Source organism: Flavobacterium sp. LM4 (assembly GCF_002017935.1).
GTDB classification, from domain to species: Bacteria; Bacteroidota; Bacteroidia; order Flavobacteriales; family Flavobacteriaceae; genus Flavobacterium; species Flavobacterium chungangense.
Window position 1 is genome coordinate 3202643 of the sequence record NZ_MUFW01000001.1, and the last position, 19957, is coordinate 3222599.

14 protein-coding genes and 4 pseudogenes are annotated in these 19957 nt (G+C 33.5%); 13 read left to right on the forward strand and 5 right to left on the reverse strand.

The features are described from left to right. Positions 1-2: 2 nt before the first annotated feature. The 11 genes and pseudogenes from BXU10_RS14075 (at position 3) to BXU10_RS14125 (ending at position 15846) form a co-directional block, all read left to right on the forward strand. Positions 3-980: a GNAT family N-acetyltransferase gene (locus BXU10_RS14075; protein WP_078227849.1), complete on the forward strand. Its 978-nt coding sequence runs from the start codon at positions 3-5 to the stop codon at positions 978-980. Beyond that, entirely contained in the window at positions 977-2098 is a 1122-nt protein-coding gene (locus BXU10_RS14080; protein WP_078227850.1) for a DegT/DnrJ/EryC1/StrS aminotransferase family protein, read from the forward strand. Before BXU10_RS14075 ends, BXU10_RS14080 begins: the two co-directional genes overlap by 4 nt. Next, complete coding sequence (locus BXU10_RS14085; protein ID WP_123922001.1) at positions 2099-3376, forward strand: O-antigen translocase; 1278 nt, start codon at positions 2099-2101, stop codon at positions 3374-3376. A 233-nt stretch (positions 3377-3609) separates the two neighbouring features. Continuing rightward, a complete protein-coding gene (locus BXU10_RS14090) occupies positions 3610-4599 on the forward strand; it encodes a hypothetical protein (protein WP_078227851.1) in 990 nt (329 codons plus the stop codon). A 27-nt stretch (positions 4600-4626) separates the two neighbouring features. Next, the gene (locus tag BXU10_RS14095; protein ID WP_078227852.1) at positions 4627-5079 is read left to right on the forward strand and encodes a T9SS type A sorting domain-containing protein; all 453 of its coding nucleotides are present in this window, start codon (positions 4627-4629) and stop codon (positions 5077-5079) included. A gap of 8 nt (positions 5080-5087) precedes the next feature. Continuing rightward, entirely contained in the window at positions 5088-11846 is a 6759-nt protein-coding gene (locus BXU10_RS14100) for an RHS repeat-associated core domain-containing protein (protein ID WP_078227853.1), read from the forward strand. An 8-nt stretch (positions 11847-11854) separates the two neighbouring features. Next, positions 11855-12502: a hypothetical protein gene (locus tag BXU10_RS14105; protein ID WP_078227854.1), complete on the forward strand. Its 648-nt coding sequence runs from the start codon at positions 11855-11857 to the stop codon at positions 12500-12502. A 425-nt stretch (positions 12503-12927) separates the two neighbouring features. Next, complete coding sequence (locus BXU10_RS14110) at positions 12928-13341, forward strand: hypothetical protein (protein ID WP_123922002.1); 414 nt, start codon at positions 12928-12930, stop codon at positions 13339-13341. Positions 13342-13581: 240 nt separating this feature from the next. Beyond that, on the forward strand, positions 13582-13809 hold the full coding sequence (locus BXU10_RS14115) for a hypothetical protein (protein WP_123922003.1): 228 nt from the start codon (positions 13582-13584) through the stop codon (positions 13807-13809). 127 nt (positions 13810-13936) lie between these two features. Beyond that, on the forward strand, positions 13937-14779 hold the full coding sequence (locus BXU10_RS14120) for a hypothetical protein (RefSeq protein WP_078227857.1): 843 nt from the start codon (positions 13937-13939) through the stop codon (positions 14777-14779). Between the two features lie 169 nt (positions 14780-14948). Then, positions 14949-15846 (forward strand): annotated as a pseudogene (locus BXU10_RS14125) (IS982 family transposase). Positions 15847-16155: 309 nt separating this feature from the next. Here BXU10_RS14125 and BXU10_RS14130 read toward each other — a convergent pair. Beyond that, a pseudogene (locus BXU10_RS14130) lies at positions 16156-16558 on the reverse strand (XRE family transcriptional regulator). A 398-nt stretch (positions 16559-16956) separates the two neighbouring features. Here BXU10_RS14130 and BXU10_RS14135 point away from each other — a divergent pair. Beyond that, positions 16957-17172, forward strand: a complete 216-nt coding sequence (locus tag BXU10_RS14135; RefSeq protein WP_078227858.1) for a hypothetical protein — start codon at positions 16957-16959, stop codon at positions 17170-17172. Here BXU10_RS14135 and BXU10_RS14140 read toward each other — a convergent pair. Then, a complete protein-coding gene (locus BXU10_RS14140; RefSeq protein ID WP_078227859.1) occupies positions 17122-17349 on the reverse strand; it encodes a hypothetical protein in 228 nt (75 codons plus the stop codon). The two genes, BXU10_RS14135 and BXU10_RS14140, sit on opposite strands and share 51 nt — an antisense overlap. Before the next feature lie 394 nt (positions 17350-17743). Between BXU10_RS14140 and BXU10_RS14145 the strand changes: the two are divergent. Then, positions 17744-18146: pseudogene (locus BXU10_RS14145) on the forward strand (XRE family transcriptional regulator). Between the two features lie 274 nt (positions 18147-18420). Here the strand turns inward: BXU10_RS14145 and BXU10_RS25620 are convergent. The 3 genes and pseudogenes from BXU10_RS25620 to BXU10_RS25625 all read right to left on the reverse strand — a co-directional run. Further along, positions 18421-18894, reverse strand: a pseudogene (locus tag BXU10_RS25620) (transposase); the annotation flags it as partial. Next, positions 18884-18979: a hypothetical protein gene (locus BXU10_RS25755; RefSeq protein ID WP_369803398.1), complete on the reverse strand. Its 96-nt coding sequence runs from the start codon at positions 18977-18979 to the stop codon at positions 18884-18886. The gene BXU10_RS25755 and the pseudogene BXU10_RS25620, both read right to left, overlap by 11 nt. 167 nt (positions 18980-19146) lie before the next feature. Next, positions 19147-19341 carry a hypothetical protein gene (locus BXU10_RS25625; RefSeq protein ID WP_255406101.1) on the reverse strand — a complete coding sequence of 65 codons (195 nt, stop codon included), beginning with the start codon at positions 19339-19341 and terminating at the stop codon, positions 19147-19149. Positions 19342-19957 lie beyond the last annotated feature (616 nt).

A 19957-nucleotide genomic window follows, 5' to 3' on the forward strand; every position in this document is an offset into this window, starting at 1 on the left:
AATTGAATAAATATACCGTAAAAAAATATACCGAGAACGATTATAAAATATGGAATGACTTTATTGTCCAGGCCAAAAATGCTACGTTTCTGTTTCACCGGGATTTTATGGAATATCACAAAGATCGTTTCGAAGATTATTCGCTAATGGTTTTTGAAGGAGAAAAATTGGTTGCCGTCTTGCCTGCTAACAAGTCAGAAGGAATTTTGTACTCTCATCAGGGATTGACTTATGGGGGAGTAGCTTATGGGGATAAAATAAAATTGGCCTTAGTTATTCAAATATTCAAAGTCGTTTTGCAATTTTTGAATGACAATAATATTCAAAAATTGCAATTAAAATTAATTCCCTCTATTTATCATCAAAAACCCGCTGAAGAACTGAATTATATATTGTTTTTATTAAAAGCACAATTAGTCAGAAGAGATACTTTGGCTGTTATTGATTTATCTGAATCTTATACGTTGTCTAAAATTAGAAAGAGAGGTATCAGGTCCGGAATAAACAATGGTTTGGTTATTAAAGAAGTTGATGATTTTAATGATTTTTGGAATGAAATATTAATTCCAAATTTATTACTAAAACATCAGGCTAAACCGGTACATACCTTAGAAGAAATAACAAGATTAAAGGCCTTATTTCCCCAAAAAATCCGTCAATTTAATGTCTATGAAAATGGCAGTATAGTTGCGGGAACCACTATTTTTGAAAGTTCAAAAGTCGCGCATAGTCAATATATTTCTGGTAGAGAAGACAAAAACGAACTTGGAGGGCTTGATTTATTATTTTATAAATTGATTTCTGAGGTCTTTAAAAATAAGCGTTTCTTTGATTTCGGAATCTCCAATGAAAATCAGGGTAGAAACCTGAACGATGGATTGTCGTATTGGAAAGAAAGTTTTGGGGCAAATATTATTGTTCAGGACTTTTATGAAGTGCAAGCTTCTAATTATGATGTATTAGATACAGTTTTGTTATGATTAAATTTCTCGATTTAAAAAAAATAAATGAGTCTTACGAAGCCGATTTTCATGAAAAAATGAAATTGGTTTTAGAAAATGGCTGGTATATTTTGGGCAATGAAGTCAAGGCATTTGAAAGCGATTTTGCTAACTATTGTGGAACAAAATATTGTGTAGGTGTCGGCAATGGTTTTGATGCTTTGGTTTTGATTTTTAAAGCATACATTCAATTAGGGAAACTGCAAAAAGGAGATGAAGTAATTGTTCCCGCAAATACATATATTGCTAGTGTCCTGGCTATTTTGCATGCTGATTTGATCCCTGTTTTAGCTGAGCCTGACTTAGAGAGCTACAATATTAACCCTGGTTTAATTTTAAAAAAAATCACACCTAAAACAAAGGCTATTTTAGCAGTTCATCTTTACGGTCAATTAGCTGAAATGAGAATTATTAATGAGATTGCAAATCAAAATAACTTATTGGTAATTGAAGATGCAGCTCAGGCACATGGAGCCCTTTTAGTTGAAAGTGGAATGTTAAAAGGCGAAAGTAAAAAATCAGGAAATTTGTCTAATGCTGCTGCTTTTAGCTTTTACCCGGGCAAAAATTTAGGCGCTTTGGGAGATGGGGGAGCTATTACCACCAATGATGCTGAACTGGCAAAAGTGCTTTTTTCGCTTCGAAATTATGGTTCTGAAAAAAAATATCATAATGAATTTATTGGTGTAAATTCAAGACTAGATGAGTTACAAGCTGCTTTTTTAAATTTAAAATTGCCCAATTTAGATAACGACAACCAAAAACGCCGGGAAGCTGCCAAACGCTATCTTACTGAAATAAAGAATGATAAAATAATAGTACCTTTTTGGGATTTGTCTGAAAATCATGTGTTTCATTTGTTTGTGATCCGAACTGAAAATAGGGATCAATTACAGCAATATTTAATAGAAAACGGAATACAGACGATGGTTCATTATCCTATTCCGCCACATCAGCAAAAAGCTTTTTCAGAATGGAATACTTTATCTTTTCCAATTACAGAAAAAATACATAATGAAGTTTTGAGTTTGCCTATGAGTCCGGTTTTGACAAATGATGAGGTAAGTTTTGTTGTTGAAATTTTGAATCGATATTAAATGGATTTTATAAAGAAAATAATACAAACCGATCTGTTTAAAATTACTTCTTTAAACAGTCTGAGTGTATTATTAAAGATTGGAATAGGATTGATTACCTCAAAATTACTGGCTGTTTTTGTTGGTCCCGGAGGAATGGCTTTAGTTGGAAATCTTCGAAATTTTTCATCATCATTAGAAAGTATTGCTACTTTGGGATTTCAAAACGGTATTGTGAAATATGTAGCAGAACACAAAAATGATAAGTTGCAACTTCAAAAAATAATTGCTACGGCATTTATCAGCTTATTATTTGTTGCTGTTGTTTCAAGCTTTATTTTGTTCTTCTTAGCAGCGTTTTGGAACACACAAATTTTTGGAAATAATTTTGATTATCAAATAATTTTTAAAGCGATAGCTTTAGTATTACCCTGGTATGCAATTTCGGCTTTTTTGCTTTCGGTTATTAATGGTCTGGGAAAGTTTAAGGAAGTAATTTGGACAAATATCACAGGGAATGCAATAGGTTTGTTGGTTTCATTTTACATGATTTGGAATTATAAAACCTTGGGAGCTTTGCTTTCGATAGTAATTTCACCTTCATTATTGTTTTTTGTTACGTTTTATTTCATCAGTAAAGAGCTTAGTCTTTCATCAATAATTAAATTTCGAAATTTTGATTTTGAAACTATAAAAAAGTTATCATCTTATTCACTTATGGCTTTGGTTTCCTCTGTGTCAGGGTCATTAGTTTATTTGGTCATTCGAAAAAATATAATTGAAGTGGTAGGATTGGAGCAAGCCGGTTTTTGGGAAACGATGACCAGGATTTCAACTTATTATATGATGTTTATTACCACAATTTTAAGTGTTTATTTTTTTCCAAAATTGTCAATAGCCAAAAATAACAAAGAGACACAAAATATTTTCCGGACTTTTTATAAAAATATTTTGCCACTATTTGTACTTGCGGTAACTGTTATTTACTTTGCTCGATTTTTTATTATAAAATTGCTCTTTACTCCTGATTTTTTGCCAGTTACGACCTTGTTTTTTTGGCAATTAACGGGCGATATTCTAAAATCTGCTGCATTGGTTTTGGGATTTCAGTTTTTTGCAAAAAAAATGACAAAGGCTTTTATTCTTTCAGAAATAGCTTCACTTGCTGTTTTGTATTTTTTGAGTCATTATTTTGTTGTAATATTCGGTATCCAAGGGATCGTTATGGCGCAGGCTTTGGATAATTTTATTTATCTGCTGTGGTTAGCTGTTTATTTTAGGAAAAGTTTGTTTGGATAGTTTTTTAGATTTATCATTTGTGATAGATGTCTTTGTAGAGATAATTATATAAGTAATTGGTACATTTTGTAATGAAATAGTGTTTTTTTTCTTGTGAAACTATATTTAAAATAATTATTAGTTTGTTTTTTTAATGAAAATTCATTTCTATATTTTAGATTTTTTTTATTAAGAATAATTCCTTCTTTATTTATTAATATTGCACTGCTTTACAATAAATAAATTCAGACAAAATGAAAAATAAAATTACACTACTTTTTTTGGGAACTCTTTTTTTTAATACAACGCTAAAGGCACAAATTAGTACTGGTGCTGGAGGAGCTGCGAGTGTATTACCTAATAGTACAACTACGAATACGAATGTAGGTATTGGAACAACTGATCCGACTGCTAAGTTAGAAGTGGTAGGTACTGTTAAAGCATATGCAGGTGAATTTTCTACAGCTCTTCCCAATGGTTCAAGTTTTATTGATTGGAAAGATAGAAATAGAAAATCCAGAGTTTTGAATTTAGGGTCTGTAAGAGATGCCTCGGATGGTGGCAGGTTATTCGTTTTTTATGATTTTCCTCAATCAAACGTACTTAATACTAAACCAACTGTCGCTTTAACTATCGATGATAGGAATAATTATAGAAGATTTCTTTTTGAAGCTGAGACTGAAGGAATTGGTCAAGTGGCATTTTATAATAAGGCCCAACAAGAACTAATGAAACTTTATGAAGATGGCAATGATAATGTTTACATGCATTTTCCAAAACCAAATTCCAGAGTCGTTATTGCAAATTGGGGAAATTACTTACCAGAACATAAATTTGTAGTTTCTGGCAGCGCCAAAATAGAAGGAAACATTCTAACAGATGCAAATATCGGCATTGGAACCTCAAACTTCACAGACGGTTCAGATACCTACAAACTTTCAGTAAAAGGAAAAGTAAGGGCAGAAGAAGTAAAAGTTTACAACACCTGGGCTGATTATGTTTTTGCAAAAAACTATGATTTGAAACCACTTACAAAAGTAGAGGAGTACATCGCTCAAAATGGTCATTTGCCTAATGTACCGTCTGCTAAAGAAATAACAGAAAAAGGGTTGGCACTTGGAGAAATGGCAAAAGTTCAGCAGGAAAAAATCGAAGAGCTTACATTGTATTTAATTCAGCAAAATAAGGAAATCGAAGAGTTGAAATCTCAGATGAAGCTGTTATTAGCTGCCCAAAAAAAATAAGTTTATCACTTTAAAAGAATCAGTTTAATGAAATATTATATTATACTAATGGTGTTAGCCTTTTCGCTATTGTCCACTGCCCAAAACCAAACGAAGATTAAGTTTAGTTATGATAATGCCGGCAATCAGACAAGCAGGACATTGTGCGTTAACTGCCCGCCGGAAACAGGAAAACAGATTAAAGAAATTGAAGCCATTGTTGATGAAGACCTGGAAAAAATAGAAGGAGAGGATATGATTTCCTACTATCCCAATCCGGTAAAAGAAGAACTGTATCTAAAATGGGAACTGAGGGATGACAATTATGTAACCTCCATCCAGCTTTTTTCACTTACAGGACAGGTTTTAAAAACGTTTCAGGGAACTAAAAATACAAATACCCAGAATATTTTGTTTCAGTCATATCCGTCAGGGGTGTATGTTGTTTTAGTTAACTACAAATCAGGTGCCCCAAAATCATTTAAAATTATCAAGCAATAAACTGTGATATGAAACACTTTTACTTTTTCATTTTTCTTTTAGCTACACATTTTTCTTTTTCACAAAATTTCACAGATACTAAAGGCGAATTGCAGATAGCAGCTTCCGGTACTGCTACTTACACATTACCTATAGCCACACCGCCCAGTATAAAAAATGTCGCACCTATTATTAATCTTACCTATAGCAGTGGTGTAAGAGGAGGAATTGCAGGACAGGGATGGAGTATAAACAGTATTTCGGCAATCAGTCGTATAGCTACGCGTCGTGATATTGACGGTTTTGTAGACGGAGTTGATTTTGATGATAATGACAAACTGTCTTTGGACGGTCAGCGATTATTAATAAAAACAGGAACCTACTGGGCAAACGGCTCTACTTATGAAACCGAATATAAAAGCAATACTAAAATAGAATTAAAAGTTGAAGGTACTGTAACGTATTTTATTGTTACTGCACCGGACGGCTCCAGAAGCTGGTATGGCTCAAAAGGAGGCGGAAGCCTGCAAAATTCAGTATCGGTTAATTCCTGGTATATTGTCCGTTTTGAAGATACATATGGAAATTTTATTGATTATACGTATCAAACGGTTACTTACAACAGTACAAGCCAATTATATATTGATACGATTGTTTTTAGCGGAAACACTGCAGCAGGAATTGCAACTCAGGATAAAATTGCTTTTAAGTACGATAATTCAAAACGTATAGAAAGGGATTATATGAAAGGGGGTGCAGTTTATGCAACTAAAATTTTAAAATTTGTAGAGGTATATGCTAATAATACACCTTTCAGGACTTATCAATTGACACATACGGAAGATGAATCAGGATATGAAAGAGTAACAAGTGTAAAGGAAATCAATGCTCAAAGCGAAGAATCAAATCCGGTAGTTTTTGAATATAATACAACTCAAACCAGTACTACAAAGACTGAAAAAACGTATAATAATAATCTAAATTTTAGTGAAGCAGAAGCTGCTGGTGATTTTGATGGTGATGGACAGTTGGATTTTATTGCTGATAATAAAATTTTCACCAAATTATTTTTAGAAAATAGTGGAAACGCAGGTATCGCAATGCCTTCTGGATATGGAGTAAAACCTTTTGCGGCAACCACATTAGCCAATAATAAGCTAAATCAATTTAACTCAATTGTAGCCACAACTAATACATTAACAAGTACTACTTTTAATGTTTATAATCTTACATCAGCCAATAATGTGGTATTAAATCAATCTAAGACTATAAATATTGATAATTTAGTTACTCATGATATTTTTTTAGATGTTTATAAAACAGTTGATACTGGTTTTCTTGATTATGGTTATAATTGTACAGAAGGCTCAAAAATAAAATCTTCTGCTGAATATTTAGAAGGGGATTTTGATGGTGATGGTATAAGTGAAGTGTTAATATACCAATCTGTGAATGAGAAATATTATTTTGAAGAAACAGAGGATTGGTATACATCTAGAATTACATGTCGTACATATTATAAATATGAAGAGCAGGAATGCTATATTTTGTCTCTTGACCCAAATGCCTCAACCACTCTTGGGGAGAAAGGATATATTAAGTTTCAAAATAGTTCTTTGTTAATCGGAGAAAAAAAATATATCGCAGATTATAATGGAGATGGAAAATCAGATGTTTTGGTAATTGGCACAGATAAAACCTATAAAATTATAAGTTTTAAGCAACTTGCAGTAAGCCCATGGATCGAATTACAAGTAATCGGTTCAGGTATATTAGACAAATATTCAAAAACCAAACAACTTCTTTTAGGCGACTACAACGGAGATCGCAAAACAGATGTAATGCTGCCTGATTCAGAAGGAGGAGAAGGAAAAATACAATGGCATATTTATTATAGTAATCAGAAATTGACTGGAGGAGAATTTTTTGTAAAAGAATCACATAATATTGTAGAATATCGCCCGGATACGAGCAAAGAAAGCGATCCTTACAAAACGCAAATACATTTAAGTAATTATTATGCCATTGATATTAATAAAGATGGTAAATCTGATTTGGTTCGTGTTTGGAGAATGTATTACAAACCAAAATGGACAATCAACGACCATGATACAAAATGGCGTGTAACAGCTTTTTTGAATAATGTAGGGAAAGTTGAGGCTTCAGGGTTTACACAAACATATTCTTCAAATGAATTTGAGTCAGGTTCTCCTGATATCCCAATTCCTTTAGTTTCCAATTACAGATACGATGGTGCCAATACGGATTTGGTTATTGTCCGTGGACATTCTAACAAAATCGAATATTACCAATTCAATAAAGATTTTGACAAGGATAATCGATTAAAGACAGTCACAGAAGCCAATGGAAAAATCATCCAGACTATTGAGTACAAGCCAATGATGCCTCCTGAAACTGGTACTACAAATAGCAGCATTGATTTTTATTCTTCGGCAGATGCTGTAAACTATCCCAATATTGAGATTATCAGAAACTCAGGCAGTTATTTGGTTTCCAAATTAACCGCTACAATCAATGGAATCTCGAAATATCAGGATTTCAGGTACCGCGGCTATGTATCTAATTTTAATTACGGGACAGTCGGTTTTACCAGAACTACAAGAAGCAGCTGGTACTTATCTGAGTCCGATACCAAAATATGGACCACGCAGCACAATGACGTCAATCTGAGAGGAGCAAATATTATAACCTGGTCAAGCACAACAGGGACTACCGTTTTTGATGCGACACCTTCAAATTTGTTAAGTACTAAAACCAGTATATTTGGAGGATATACAAAAGGCGGGGGTGATACTGTTTCATCCAGCTCCATTTCGGATGTTCTGAATATTACAGCCCCTGTAACTGCCGGGCAGACCTATAAAGCAGGTGCTTCTATAACGGCTTCCTCTGCAATAAACAATGATATAGCAGTTCACTATCAGGCACCTCAGATTATTTTAAAACCAGGATTTTATGCTAGTGCTGCCAATAACAGCAAGTTTACCGCAACTCCGGCTGCAACTCCGGGCGGAAGTAATGCCCCAGTTTCCAATAATAGTGTTTTCAATGTTTTATTGACCAAAGAGACCACGGTAGACCATTTGTCAGGTATAAAAAGTGAAACTATTTTCAGTTACGACGGAACTGCTGAAAGCCCGAATTATTATGGTTTAGAAACCAGAACGGTTACCAAAAAATATAATGGTTCAAACGTGCAGGGAACCACTACAGTTGATACGGAATATGACAATAATCCATCAGGAGGGGGAAGCTCTTATTATATAGGGAAACCTAAAAAAGTAAATACGTCAACGAGCATTTACACAGGAGACACCCGAAGCTCTGAAGAAGTGTATACCTACACAGGGACAAACCTGACCCGGACAGAGAAAAAAGGACATAATACCTATGCCATTGTCGAGGACATGACTTATGATGCAGTAGGCAATCTGCTGACCAAAACAGTCTCTGCACCAAATGCATTGCCGGCACCGACAGCCCGAAAAATAACAGACGAATATGATGCCACCAAACGTTTCGTGGTCAAAAAAACAGATCATCAGAACTTTGTAACTAATTTTGTTTACAACAGACTGGGGCAGGTGACACAATCAACAAGCCCTTTGGGAGTGGTAAGTGATTATACTTTTGATAATTGGGGAAAACTGACCAAAACCAAAACCACCGGAGCATCTGCCGTACCATTGGAAACCACCATTACCTATGCTAAATTATCAGATGGAGGCTACACTGTTACCAGCCTGAATACAGTAGGCGATAATGCCAAAAGCATCACGCAATATGATGTGTTGGGAAGAGCAGTTATCACAACAACAAAAGGTCTGGCAGTCAATTCGACAATCTCAAAACAGGTGGTTTATGACGGTCTGGGAAGAAAGACAAAAGAGAGCGAGCCTTATTTTTCATCCCCAAGCCGATGGGTAGTCTATGAATACGATTACCTGATGCGTCCCAAAAAAATAACACAGCCAACGGGCAGGATTCAAACCTTTGATTATCCCCCAGGTCTGACTACAACCAGCGTTGATGACGGAAAAACAACAACCGTTACAGTTGATGCATTGGGTAATAAGATTCAGACGACAGATCCGGGAGGCACCATCACTTTTACTTATTATGCGAATGGCCAGCTGAAAGAATCAAATTATGGCGGGCACAAAGTGAATATTACCATCGATGGCTGGGGCAATAAAATTGAAATGAAAGATCCTAATGCGGGCACTTATACTTACAGCTACGATGCTTTTGGACAGTTAACTGCCGAAACCACTCCAAAAGGAAGAACCGATACTTTTTATGATGATGTTGGAAAAGTAACCAGAAGAAAAGTGTCAGGGGATGGGGCAGATATCGAGACAGAATATGCCTATAACTCTTTTGCTCAGCTTACAGGCGAAACCAGTAAAAATAGTTTGGGAGCAAACATAGATAGTTTTGGCTATACCTATGATGAATACCACAGAGCTGTAACCAATACAGAAACCAATGCCGCTTTTACGCAAACTAAAACCATAACCTACGATAGCTACGGAAGACCTATTACTGCTATTAACGCTACTCAGGATTTTGTATCGGGTTTAAGTGAATCTGTTACGACAAAAAACATCTATAATACCTACAACGGTATAATGGATAAACTGACAGATGGCAATGATGCCGTTTTATGGCAGCTCAATACAGCCAACGAGAAGATGCAGCCGTTAACCCAAACATTGGGTAACGGAGTTGCAATAACCAATGCCTATGACACACATGGTTATTATGCTTCTCAGACACATACCAAAAATAGTATTAATATAGTAAACAATACCTATAGTTTTAATGCCATAAAAGGAACATTGAGCAGCCGCCAGAATGTGGCATTGGGAACATCAGAAACTTTTACGTATGATGCTCTTGACCGACTGACCCACTGGACCAACCCGTTGACAGGTATTGTCGATTCGAATACCTATGACGACAGGGGAAGGATTACCAATAACAACAAACTGGGTGCGGTAACCTACAATGGTAATTTCAATACCGGTATTTACCAGAAGAAAGAAATAGAACTGACAACAGAGGGTGAGGCCTATTACAACAATCTGCCAAAACAATTGGTGAGCTACAATATGTTTAAAAGTCCAATATCGATAAACGAAAGTGATAAGGGCAGTACGACATTTACGTATAATTCCCATCTGTCAAGACAGGCCATGAAATTTGGTTATCAGATCCCCACACCGGGAGCAGATGGTGTGTATACCAAAACCAAAAATTATACTGATGACGGTACGGTAGAGATTATAAGGACTCCTACAGAAATTACGATCCGCACTTATGTAGGAGGAGATGCCTACGGAGCACCTCTGTATACAGAAAAAACAAAAACGGTTGCTACAGGCGCCATTACAGACAAAAAATATTACCTTCACAGGGATTATCTGGGAAGCATTATCGCTATTTCAGACAACACAGGTACAGCGGTAGAAAGACGCCAGTTTGATGCGTGGGGAAATCTGGCCAAATTGCAGAAAAATGGTGTGGCAATCACCCTGCCAACAAACGGTACAGGGGCAGCCCTGATGATGCTGGACCGTGGTTATACCAGCCACCAACATCTGGCCGAAGTTGGACTGATACACATGAACGGTCGTTTGTACGATCCTATTTTACGTTCTTTTTTAATGCCGGATAATTTTATACAGCAGCCTGAGAATACACAAAATTACAACAGGTATTCGTATGTACTGAACAATCCATTGATGTACACAGATCCTAGTGGGGAAGCGTACGAACTTTTAGCAGCTGTAGTAATTGGAGTAGCAATTGCTATAACATCATATACACTTACAGCTTTATTAGCCGATGTACCCTTTAGTGTTGGAGGTTTGGCTAAGTCAGCTATTATTGGTGCGGCCAGTGCTGCAGTTACATTTGGGATTGGTAGTGCAGCGAGTACAATTACAAATTTCTATGTCAGGACTGCGGTAAGTGCTGTGGCTCATGGAACTTTTCAGGGTGGCATGACAGCTATTTCAGGAGGTAAGTTTTGGAGTGGTTTTGCTTCTGGTGCCTTGAGTAGTATTGCGGCGAGTGCCTGGAGCGGAGGAGGATCAAATAGTAATTATCATGGAGCAGGAAACTTCGCAAGTTCAGGAGCTGGTATGATTGCTTTTGGAACAGTTTCTGGTGGTGCTGGAGCAGCTTTAACTGGAGGAAACTTTTGGCAGGGAGCAGTTACTGGGCTTGTTGTTAGTGGACTGAATCATTATATGCATAAAATGCAAGAGAATTCTATGCTTGAAAAAGCAATAAGATCAGGTGGTTATGGTGATGAACTAGATAATGATCCGTATTTAAATTGGAGCAATGAAAAGATAAAAGAATTTGCTTCGAAAGTGTTTCCAGAATTATTCAAGAGTGCTAATTCTCCTGATTTTGAAAAAACATTAATAATTGATAATGATATTAGTATTTCAGGCCAAGCGCAAAAGGAAGTAACTCTTAATGCAAATGGTAAGTATACAGTAAAATCATTAGGAAAGATATTAATTAGAAGTAATGTTTTAAATTCAATAAGACAGCTAGCAAGTGTCGTCGGACATGAATTAAATCACGTGCAAGATTATGTTTCAGGGTATTATTCAGATTTACTAAACACTTATGGTAAGACGATTGGACCAGCTTATTCTGAAACAAAGGCATATGGATGGGAAGAATGTATGGGATCTTCTAATTTAAATAAGGATAAATATAATCATTTTTTAAATTTAGTAAATTAACAAAGTGTATGGAAATGAGAATAATCACTTTAATATTTTTTTCTTTGATGATGAATTCTTGTATTTCAAAAAAAGAAGTAAGTAATGATATAGAGTTAAAAATACAGAATGAAATTGTTAGAAATAATGGAATGCTTACCATGTTGATAATCAACAATACTCAGTGTAACTATTATTTACCAATTTTAAATTCTCCCGAAAGTGAAAAATGGAAATTTATGTTGTCCGCCAAAGAGAATAGTTTTTTTTTCCTTTATATGTGTACATATAATGCAGAAGAAGCACCAATAAATTGGTATACACCTAATTGTTTTAATGAACATTTATTAGATGAAGAATCGAATAAACTCAATGCTTTATGGGAACAGAAGAAGAAAAATATTGGAATTACAGACTTAATCTTGATACCAGCCGGAGAAACAATAACGATTGAAATCCCTGTTAAATTACATCTAGATATTTCGAAATATTGCTTTTGGGAGATAGAAAATTATAAAGAAGAGGATAAGTTGTTGATATCTTTTAGATATCCTGATAAAAGCTTACATACTATATCTGACTTTATAACTTTAAATACAATTAAAGCTTTGAAACAAAAAGGCTACAGACTTTATGATAAAAGTATGGAATCTAATAAAGTAATTTTAATTAAGTGAAAATTTTTATATAAACTCGGAAATAGGAGGATATAGTTGGGAAATGTGAATGAGGCTGGCGTAAGCAGAATTAAGTAACGGCTAGCGCGATGCCTCAGTCTCGTGCCTACAAAGAAATCTGGTCAAGTTACAAAAAAAAAAGGTGTTGCGATCAACCCTGCACACAAATAGTACAGGAGCATGGCTTATGATGCTCGACCGTGGTTATACCTGATTGCGCAAATATGTAGACAACGATAGGCGGAAATTTTTTCCGTGCCCGCAAAGAGAGTCTACAAAGAGTAGAAAAAAATACATCGTCCTGCTCCGCAAAGTATCACGACTTTGCGGATTTTTAAAAGTTCTTGAAAGCCATAAAATATGATAAAAGTCTCCCAACTTTTCCATGAATGTCTTGATCATTGTATGCGTTTCAAGGGTTATCGGTGAGTACAACTGCCAAAAAACGTTGTAGCGGTATATGTAGGAACGGGTACGAAGTCGCGAGACTTCCCTGGAGTGGAGGTATGAGTTCTGAAACAGTAGGGAATGTTACAAAAGAAACAATGCATTACGGATTAAGTGGAGAATTACGTATGACTAATGGATTTGGGACTATTGCTTTTGGTACAATAAGTGGCGGTGGTGGTGCAATCCTAACAAAAGGAAATTTCTGGCAAGGTGCAATAAGTGGTTTTTTTGTTAGTGCTTTAAATCATGTAGCACATGGCGGGGAAAATTCAGAAAACTTATTATATTCCAGAAGATATGCCAAAGATGAAAATGGTAATGTCATAAGTGAAAGTTTAAATTACTTCCCCAGCTACCGCACGAATCCTTTCGTGTGGCGGTCTTGTTAAGTTCGATTGAACCCACTGGCACTCGTTTGTCGACAACTCTGGCGCTTGCTTATAGCGAGTGCCTACTTAATTAAAAGATAAATCGTAGCGTTTGTAACGCGGTTAAAACAACAAACCCGCTCCGCAAAGTCGTGAGACTTTGCGGATTTTTAAAAGTTCTTGAAAGCCATAAAATATGATAAAAGTCTCCCAACTTTTCCATGAATGTCTTGATCATTGTATGCGTTTCAAGGGTTATCGGTGAGTACAACTGCCAAAAAACGTTGTAGCGGTATATGTAGGAACGGGTACGAAGTCGGGAGACTTCGCTCAGCAGGATTAATGCTAGATCAGGTAATTCCTCATTATGAAGCCGCTGGTTATACCGTTAATCAGTATGTAGGACCTATGAATAATGAAAGTGTAATGCCTTGGATTGCAAACGAAATGGGAAATGGTAGGATAGTCCAATTTAATTTAGGATATTAAATGGTCATAATGTTTCTGTTAGTAGGGCTGCATATATGCTTGATTTTAGTCATAATTTAATACAATTAAACAACTATAGACCATTGCAAGGAATTAGTGGGAAAATTGTAAAACAAATATTTAGTGTATGGCATCCATAAAAACAAAAATTATTTTATTCTTTTTTACGATTTGTACTTTCGCTCAAACAAATAAAAAGCAAGATTTGTTTGATACAATAGTTTTTCGTTATGATAGAAGTTTTTATAATAAAATTGCTGAAGATAGTGTTAAAGTATTATATAATAAGCAGATTATTAAATATAACGAAGCAGATATTTTTCCTTATGTTAAAGAAACAGCAATATCACTAAATTACAAGTTAGAAGATTTGTATTATTATTCAATACCAATATTTAGATTATTTGAAGATGCCTCTGAAGAGTTTAATTGTGAAAGTAACATAGAGAATTATATTGCATTTGAAGAGTATAATAAATTTCAATTAACTTTAATAAGGTTTAAAAATGAGATATTATGTGAAATTCCTATTCCAAACCCTATATTTGAAAGGCAAAGAATTAGGAATCCTGGACTCGGAAATACAGTAGATTCATATACATATAATCGAGAATATATTCAAAAATTTAGTGCTTATCCAGAAAATTATACAAGCTATTATAATAAAATTATTTACAATAAGGATAATAATTTCTTTTTTGAAATATCTGGATTATATCAGGTGCTTTTTGAAATAGAAACTAAAACAGGTTTACTCTATGCTAATTATTATGGAGATACATTTGATGTAGGGTTAAATAATAGAATGTTAGCCAATGAGTTTATTAGAAAAAATATTGGAATAACAAAAATTAAAATTTTAGCAAGCGGTAATTATGATGAAATAGACAAAGAAAATTTAAATCTTCCAATTCCTTGTTTAGAATATCATTCTAATAATAAAAAAGTATTTTTAAGGGTTAAGCGATAAATATCCCCGCTCAGCAAAGTCTCATGACTTTTGCAGGTTTTTAAAAGTTCTTGAAAGCCATAAAATAACGTGAGTTCGACATAAAAAAGGAAGGATATATTTGAAAAATAGAGATGGTTTATGTATATTAAATCCTGACAAACAATTAATTACATTTAAAACCACCTCTATGTTAGATGCGAATAAAATTACTGAAATTTACTTTCTTATAGACGAATTCTGTAAAGAATTTGATAAAACTATAGCTGCTCATAGCTTAAAAGAAAAAGAGGCTCCAAAGAAAAGAAACCGAAAATTTATTATGTCAGATAGTGAAGTTATAACCATTTTAGTGCTATTTCACACTATGGGTTTCAAAAACTTAAAACATTTTTACTTGTTTTATATAGGAAAACATTTGAATAACGAATTTCCAAACCTTGTGTCTTACAATAGATTTGTGGAACTTCAAAAAAGAACCGCTGTACCAATGGCCCTATTTTTGAAAACCTGCTGTTTAGGTCAATGCACAGGAATTTCTATAATTGACTCTACCCTTTGAGAGCATGCCATATTAGACGGGAAAAACAGCATAAAACATTCAAAGATTTAGCTACAAAAGGGCATACTTCAACGGATGGTTCTTTGGGTTTAAAATTACACTTATTATAAATGATAAGGGAAAATTCTTGATTTTATCTTTACTCAAGCCAATGTTGATGATAGAGAACCTTTAAAAAGCAATAACTTTCACAAAAGAATTTTTGGAAAACTTTTTGGTGACAAAGGATATATTGGAAAAGATTTGTTTGAACAGCTTTTTATAGATGTGTGCATTTGATTACTAAAATCAAAAAGAACATGAAAAATAGTATGATGCTTTTACAAGATAAAATTATGCTAAGAAAGCGCTCATTAATTGAAACTGTTTATGATCAATTGAAAAATATTTGTCAAATAGAACATACAAGACACAGAAGTTTTGATAACTTTATAACTAATTATTATCAGCACTAATAGCCTATTCTTTCTTCCCTAAAAAGCCTTCTATAAATATTGATTTTGAAAACAACAGGCTTGTAGCTTAATTATTGTTTACATCGAACTCACGTTAAAATAGGAAAAAAGTCTCCGACTTTTTCCGTGAATGTCTTGATAATTGTATGCGTTTCAAGGGGTATCGGTGAGTATGCAACTGCCAAAAAACATTTTAGTGGCATATAGGAACGGGTACTCTGTAAAGTATATAAAAGTAAACCCTCGCAAATTGCGAGGGTTTACTTTTATATTAAACTTATTTTAGTATACTTTATAAAATGGTTAACTGTTGTAAGTAGACACCAAGCACTTGACAAACATGAACAACGTTAGTAAAGAATACTTCGAAAAACAAGGGATTATTTATTGATTAGCTTTTCAAGCTTGCCATCATTTCATCTTTCTCTTTCAGCATACGCTCATATAGTGCGATCTTTTCTTCATGAAGTGAAATCAATTTGTCGATTGGATTATTATTGAAAGTTGGGCTGTAATTTATTAAGCCTTGAGTGTCATGAAATGTATTAGAAATAATATTTATTGCCTGCTCCTCATCAAAATTTTGAAATGCCTCAACAGGGATTCTTAACGAATTTGATATTTGTTTAAGCAGACTGTCTTCAATAACATCTTTCTGCTCCAGGATAGAAATTTTCTTCTGGTTCCAGTCATCTCCAGATCATAAGCCAGTGCTTCCTGTTTGATGCCTAGCATTTCTCTAAAACGTTTTACGTTTCTTCCCTGATGTATTTTCTGTTCCATAACGAGTATCGATTTTCTAATGGCCCAAAGATAAAGCCTTTTAGTTTCAAAGATAAAAAAATGTCAGGTAAAACATGTTTTTTATCAGATATTATAGATCATAATTTTAAAATTAGAACTTTGCGGTAAATAGTAAAACACACTTTTATGACAAGACAGCTTTATGGATAAAGCATAGATAGTGCATGAAAACTACATTTTCTTTTTTAGCAGATTAACTTTTTTATAATTCTGATACTAAGAAGATTTATCAGGTAGTGGCAGGAAAAAATAAGATGCCAATAATAATTAGCTTTAATTAAATATAAAAAATAAAAAGAATAGTATAAGTTAATTTGTAGGCATATACATTATGAATTTACTTAAATTTAGGTATTTTTGAAAAAAAATACGTAAATATGATTCCATTATATTTTGATCCGGGAACTGGCGCTTTGATTGTTCAGTTTTTAGCGGCTGCTGTAGCAGGAGTATTATTGTTTTACAGAACAGTTGTACATAAAATAAAATCTGTTTTTGGAATCAAAAACAAAGCAGAAGATGATTTAATGGATGATACGATACTAAGGAAGATCAGCAATAAATGGAAAACACAAGAAGACTTCTTCATTTAGGGATCGTCGTAGTATCGGTATCATCATTAAATCATCTTCTGCTTTGTTTTTGATTCCAAAAACAGATTTTATTTTATGTACAACTGTTCTGTAAAACAATAATACTCCTGCTACAGCAGCCGCTAAAAACTGAACAATCAAAGCGCCAGTTCCCGGATCAAAATATAATGGAATCATATTTACGTATTTTTTTTCAAAAATACCTAAATTTAAGTAAATTCATAATGTATATGCTACAAATTAACTTATACTATTCTTTTTATTTTTTATATTTAATTAAAGCTAATTATTATTGGCATCTTATTTTTTCCTGCACTACTGATAAATCTTCTTAGTATCAGAATTATAAAAAAGTTAATCTGCTAAAAAGAAAATGTAGTTTTCATGCACTATCTATGCTTTATCCATAAAGCTGTCTTGTCATAAAAGTGTGTTTTACTATTTACCGGCAAAGTTCTAATTTTAAAATTATGATCTATAATATCTGATAAAAAACATGTTTTACCTGACATTTTTTTATCTTTGAAACTAAAAGGCTTTATCTTTGGGCATTAGAAAATCGATACTCGTTATGGAACAGAAAATACATCAGGGAAGAAACGTAAAACGTTTTAGAGAAATGCTAGGCATCAAACAGGAAGCACTGGCTTATGATCTGGGAGATGACTGGAACCAGAAGAAAATTTCTATCCTGGAGCAGAAAGATGTTATTGAAGACAGTCTGCTTAAACAAATATCAAATTCGTTAAGAATCCTGTTGAGGCATTTCAAAATTTTGATGAGGAGCAGGCAATAAATATTATTTCTAATACATTTCATGACACTCAAGGCTTAATAAATTACAGCCAACTTTCAATAATAATCCAATCGACAAATTGATTTCACTTCATGAAGAAAAGATCGCACTATATGAGCGTATGCTGAAAGAGAAAGATGAAATGATGGCAAGGCTTGAAAAGCTAATCAATAAATAATCCCTTGTTTTTCGAAGTATTCTTTACTAACGTTGTTCATGTTTGTCAAGTGCTTGGTGTCTACTTACAACAGTTAACCATTTTATAAAGTATACTAAAATAAGTTTAATATAAAAGTAAACCCTCGCAATTTGCGAGGGTTTACTTTTATATACTTTACAGAGTACCGTTCTATATGCCACTAAAATGTTTTTTGGCAGTTGCATACTCACGATACCCTTGAAACGCATACAATTATCAAGACATTCACGGAAAAAGTCGGGAGACTTTTTTCCTATTTTAACGTGAGTTCGATGTAAACAATAATTAAGCTACAAGCTGTTGTTTTCAAATCAATATTTATAGAAGGCTTTTTAGGGAAGAAAGAATAGGCTATTAGTGCTGATAATAAATTAGTTATAAAGTTATCAAAACTTCTGTGTCTTGTATGTTCTATTTGACAAATATTTTTCAATTGATCATAAACAGTTTCAATTAATGAGCGCTTTCTTAGCATAATTTTATCTTGTAAAAGCATCATACTATTTTTCATGTTCTTTTTGATTTTAGTAATCAAATGCACACATCTATAAAAAGCTGTTCAAACAAATCTTTTCCAATATATCCTTTGTCACCAAAAAGTTTTCCAAAATTCTTTTGTGAAAGTTATTGCTTTTTAAAGGTTCTCTATCATCAACATTGGCTTGAGTAAAGATAAAATCAAGAATTTCTCCTTATCATTTATAATTAAGTGTAATTTAAACCCAAAGAACCATCCGTTGAAGTATGCCTTTTGTAGCTAAATCTTTGAATGTTTTATGCTGTTTTTCCCGTCTAATATGGCATGCTCTCAAAGGGGTAGAGTCAATTATAGAAATTCCTGTGCATTGACCTAACAGCAGGTTTTCAAAATAGGGCCATTGGTACAGCGGTTTTTTTTGAAGTTCACAAATCTATTGTAAGACACAAGGTTTGGAAATTCGTTATTCAAATGTTTTCCTATATAAAAAGTAAAAATGTTTTAAGTTTTTGAAACCATAGTGTGAAATAGCACTAAAATGGTTATAACTTCACTATCTGACATAATAAATTTTCGGTTTCTTTTCTTTGGAGCCTCTTTTTCTTTTAAGCTATGAGCAGCTATAGTTTTATCAAATTCTTTACAGAATTCGTCTATAAGAAAGTAAATTTCAGTAATTTTATTCGCATCTAACATAGAGGTGGTTTTAAATGTAATTAATTGTTTGTCAGGATTTAATATACATAAACATCTCTATTTTTCAAATATATCCTTCTTTTTTATGTCGAACTCACGTTATTTTATGGCTTTCAAGAACTTTTAAAACCTGCAAAAGTCATGAGACTTTGCTGAGCGGGGATATTTATCGCTTAACCCTTAAAAATACTTTTTTATTATTAGAATGATATTCTAAACAAGGAATTGGAAGATTTAATTTTCTTTGTCTATTTCATCATAATTACGCTTGCTAAAATTTTAATTTTTGTTATTCCAATATTTTTTCTAATAAACTCATTGGCTAACATTCTATTATTTAACCCTACATCAAATGTATCTCCATAATAATTAGCATAGAGTAAACTGTTTTAGTTTCTATTTCAAAAAGCACCTGATATAATCCAGATATTTCAAAAAGAAATTATTATCCTTATTGTAAATAATTTTATTATAATAGCTTGTATAATTTTCTGGATAAGCTAAATTTTTGAATATATTCTCGATTATATGTATATGAATCTACTGTATTTCGAGTCCAGGATTCCTAATTCTTTGCCTTTCAAATATAGGGTTTGGAATAGGAATTTCACATAAT

Bases quoted from the DNA above. Each gene is read 5' to 3' on its own strand.
- BXU10_RS14080 (WP_078227850.1), top strand. From the start codon at position 977: ATGATTAAATTTCTCGATTTAAAAAAAATAAATGAGTCTTACGAAGCC.
- BXU10_RS14085 (WP_123922001.1), top strand. From the start codon at position 2,099: ATGGATTTTATAAAGAAAATAATACAAACCGATCTGTTTAAAATTACT.
- BXU10_RS14090 (WP_078227851.1), top strand. From the start codon at position 3,610: ATGAAAAATAAAATTACACTACTTTTTTTGGGAACTCTTTTTTTTAAT.
- BXU10_RS14095 (WP_078227852.1), top strand. From the start codon at position 4,627: ATGAAATATTATATTATACTAATGGTGTTAGCCTTTTCGCTATTGTCC.
- BXU10_RS14100 (WP_078227853.1), top strand. From the start codon at position 5,088: ATGAAACACTTTTACTTTTTCATTTTTCTTTTAGCTACACATTTTTCT.
- BXU10_RS14105 (WP_078227854.1), top strand. From the start codon at position 11,855: ATGGAAATGAGAATAATCACTTTAATATTTTTTTCTTTGATGATGAAT.
- BXU10_RS14120 (WP_078227857.1), top strand. From the start codon at position 13,937: ATGGCATCCATAAAAACAAAAATTATTTTATTCTTTTTTACGATTTGT.
- BXU10_RS14135 (WP_078227858.1), top strand. From the start codon at position 16,957: ATGATTCCATTATATTTTGATCCGGGAACTGGCGCTTTGATTGTTCAG.
- BXU10_RS14140 (WP_078227859.1), bottom strand. From the start codon at position 17,349: ATGATTCCATTATATTTTGATCCGGGAACTGGCGCTTTGATTGTTCAG.
- BXU10_RS25625 (WP_255406101.1), bottom strand. From the start codon at position 19,341: ATGTTAGATGCGAATAAAATTACTGAAATTTACTTTCTTATAGACGAA.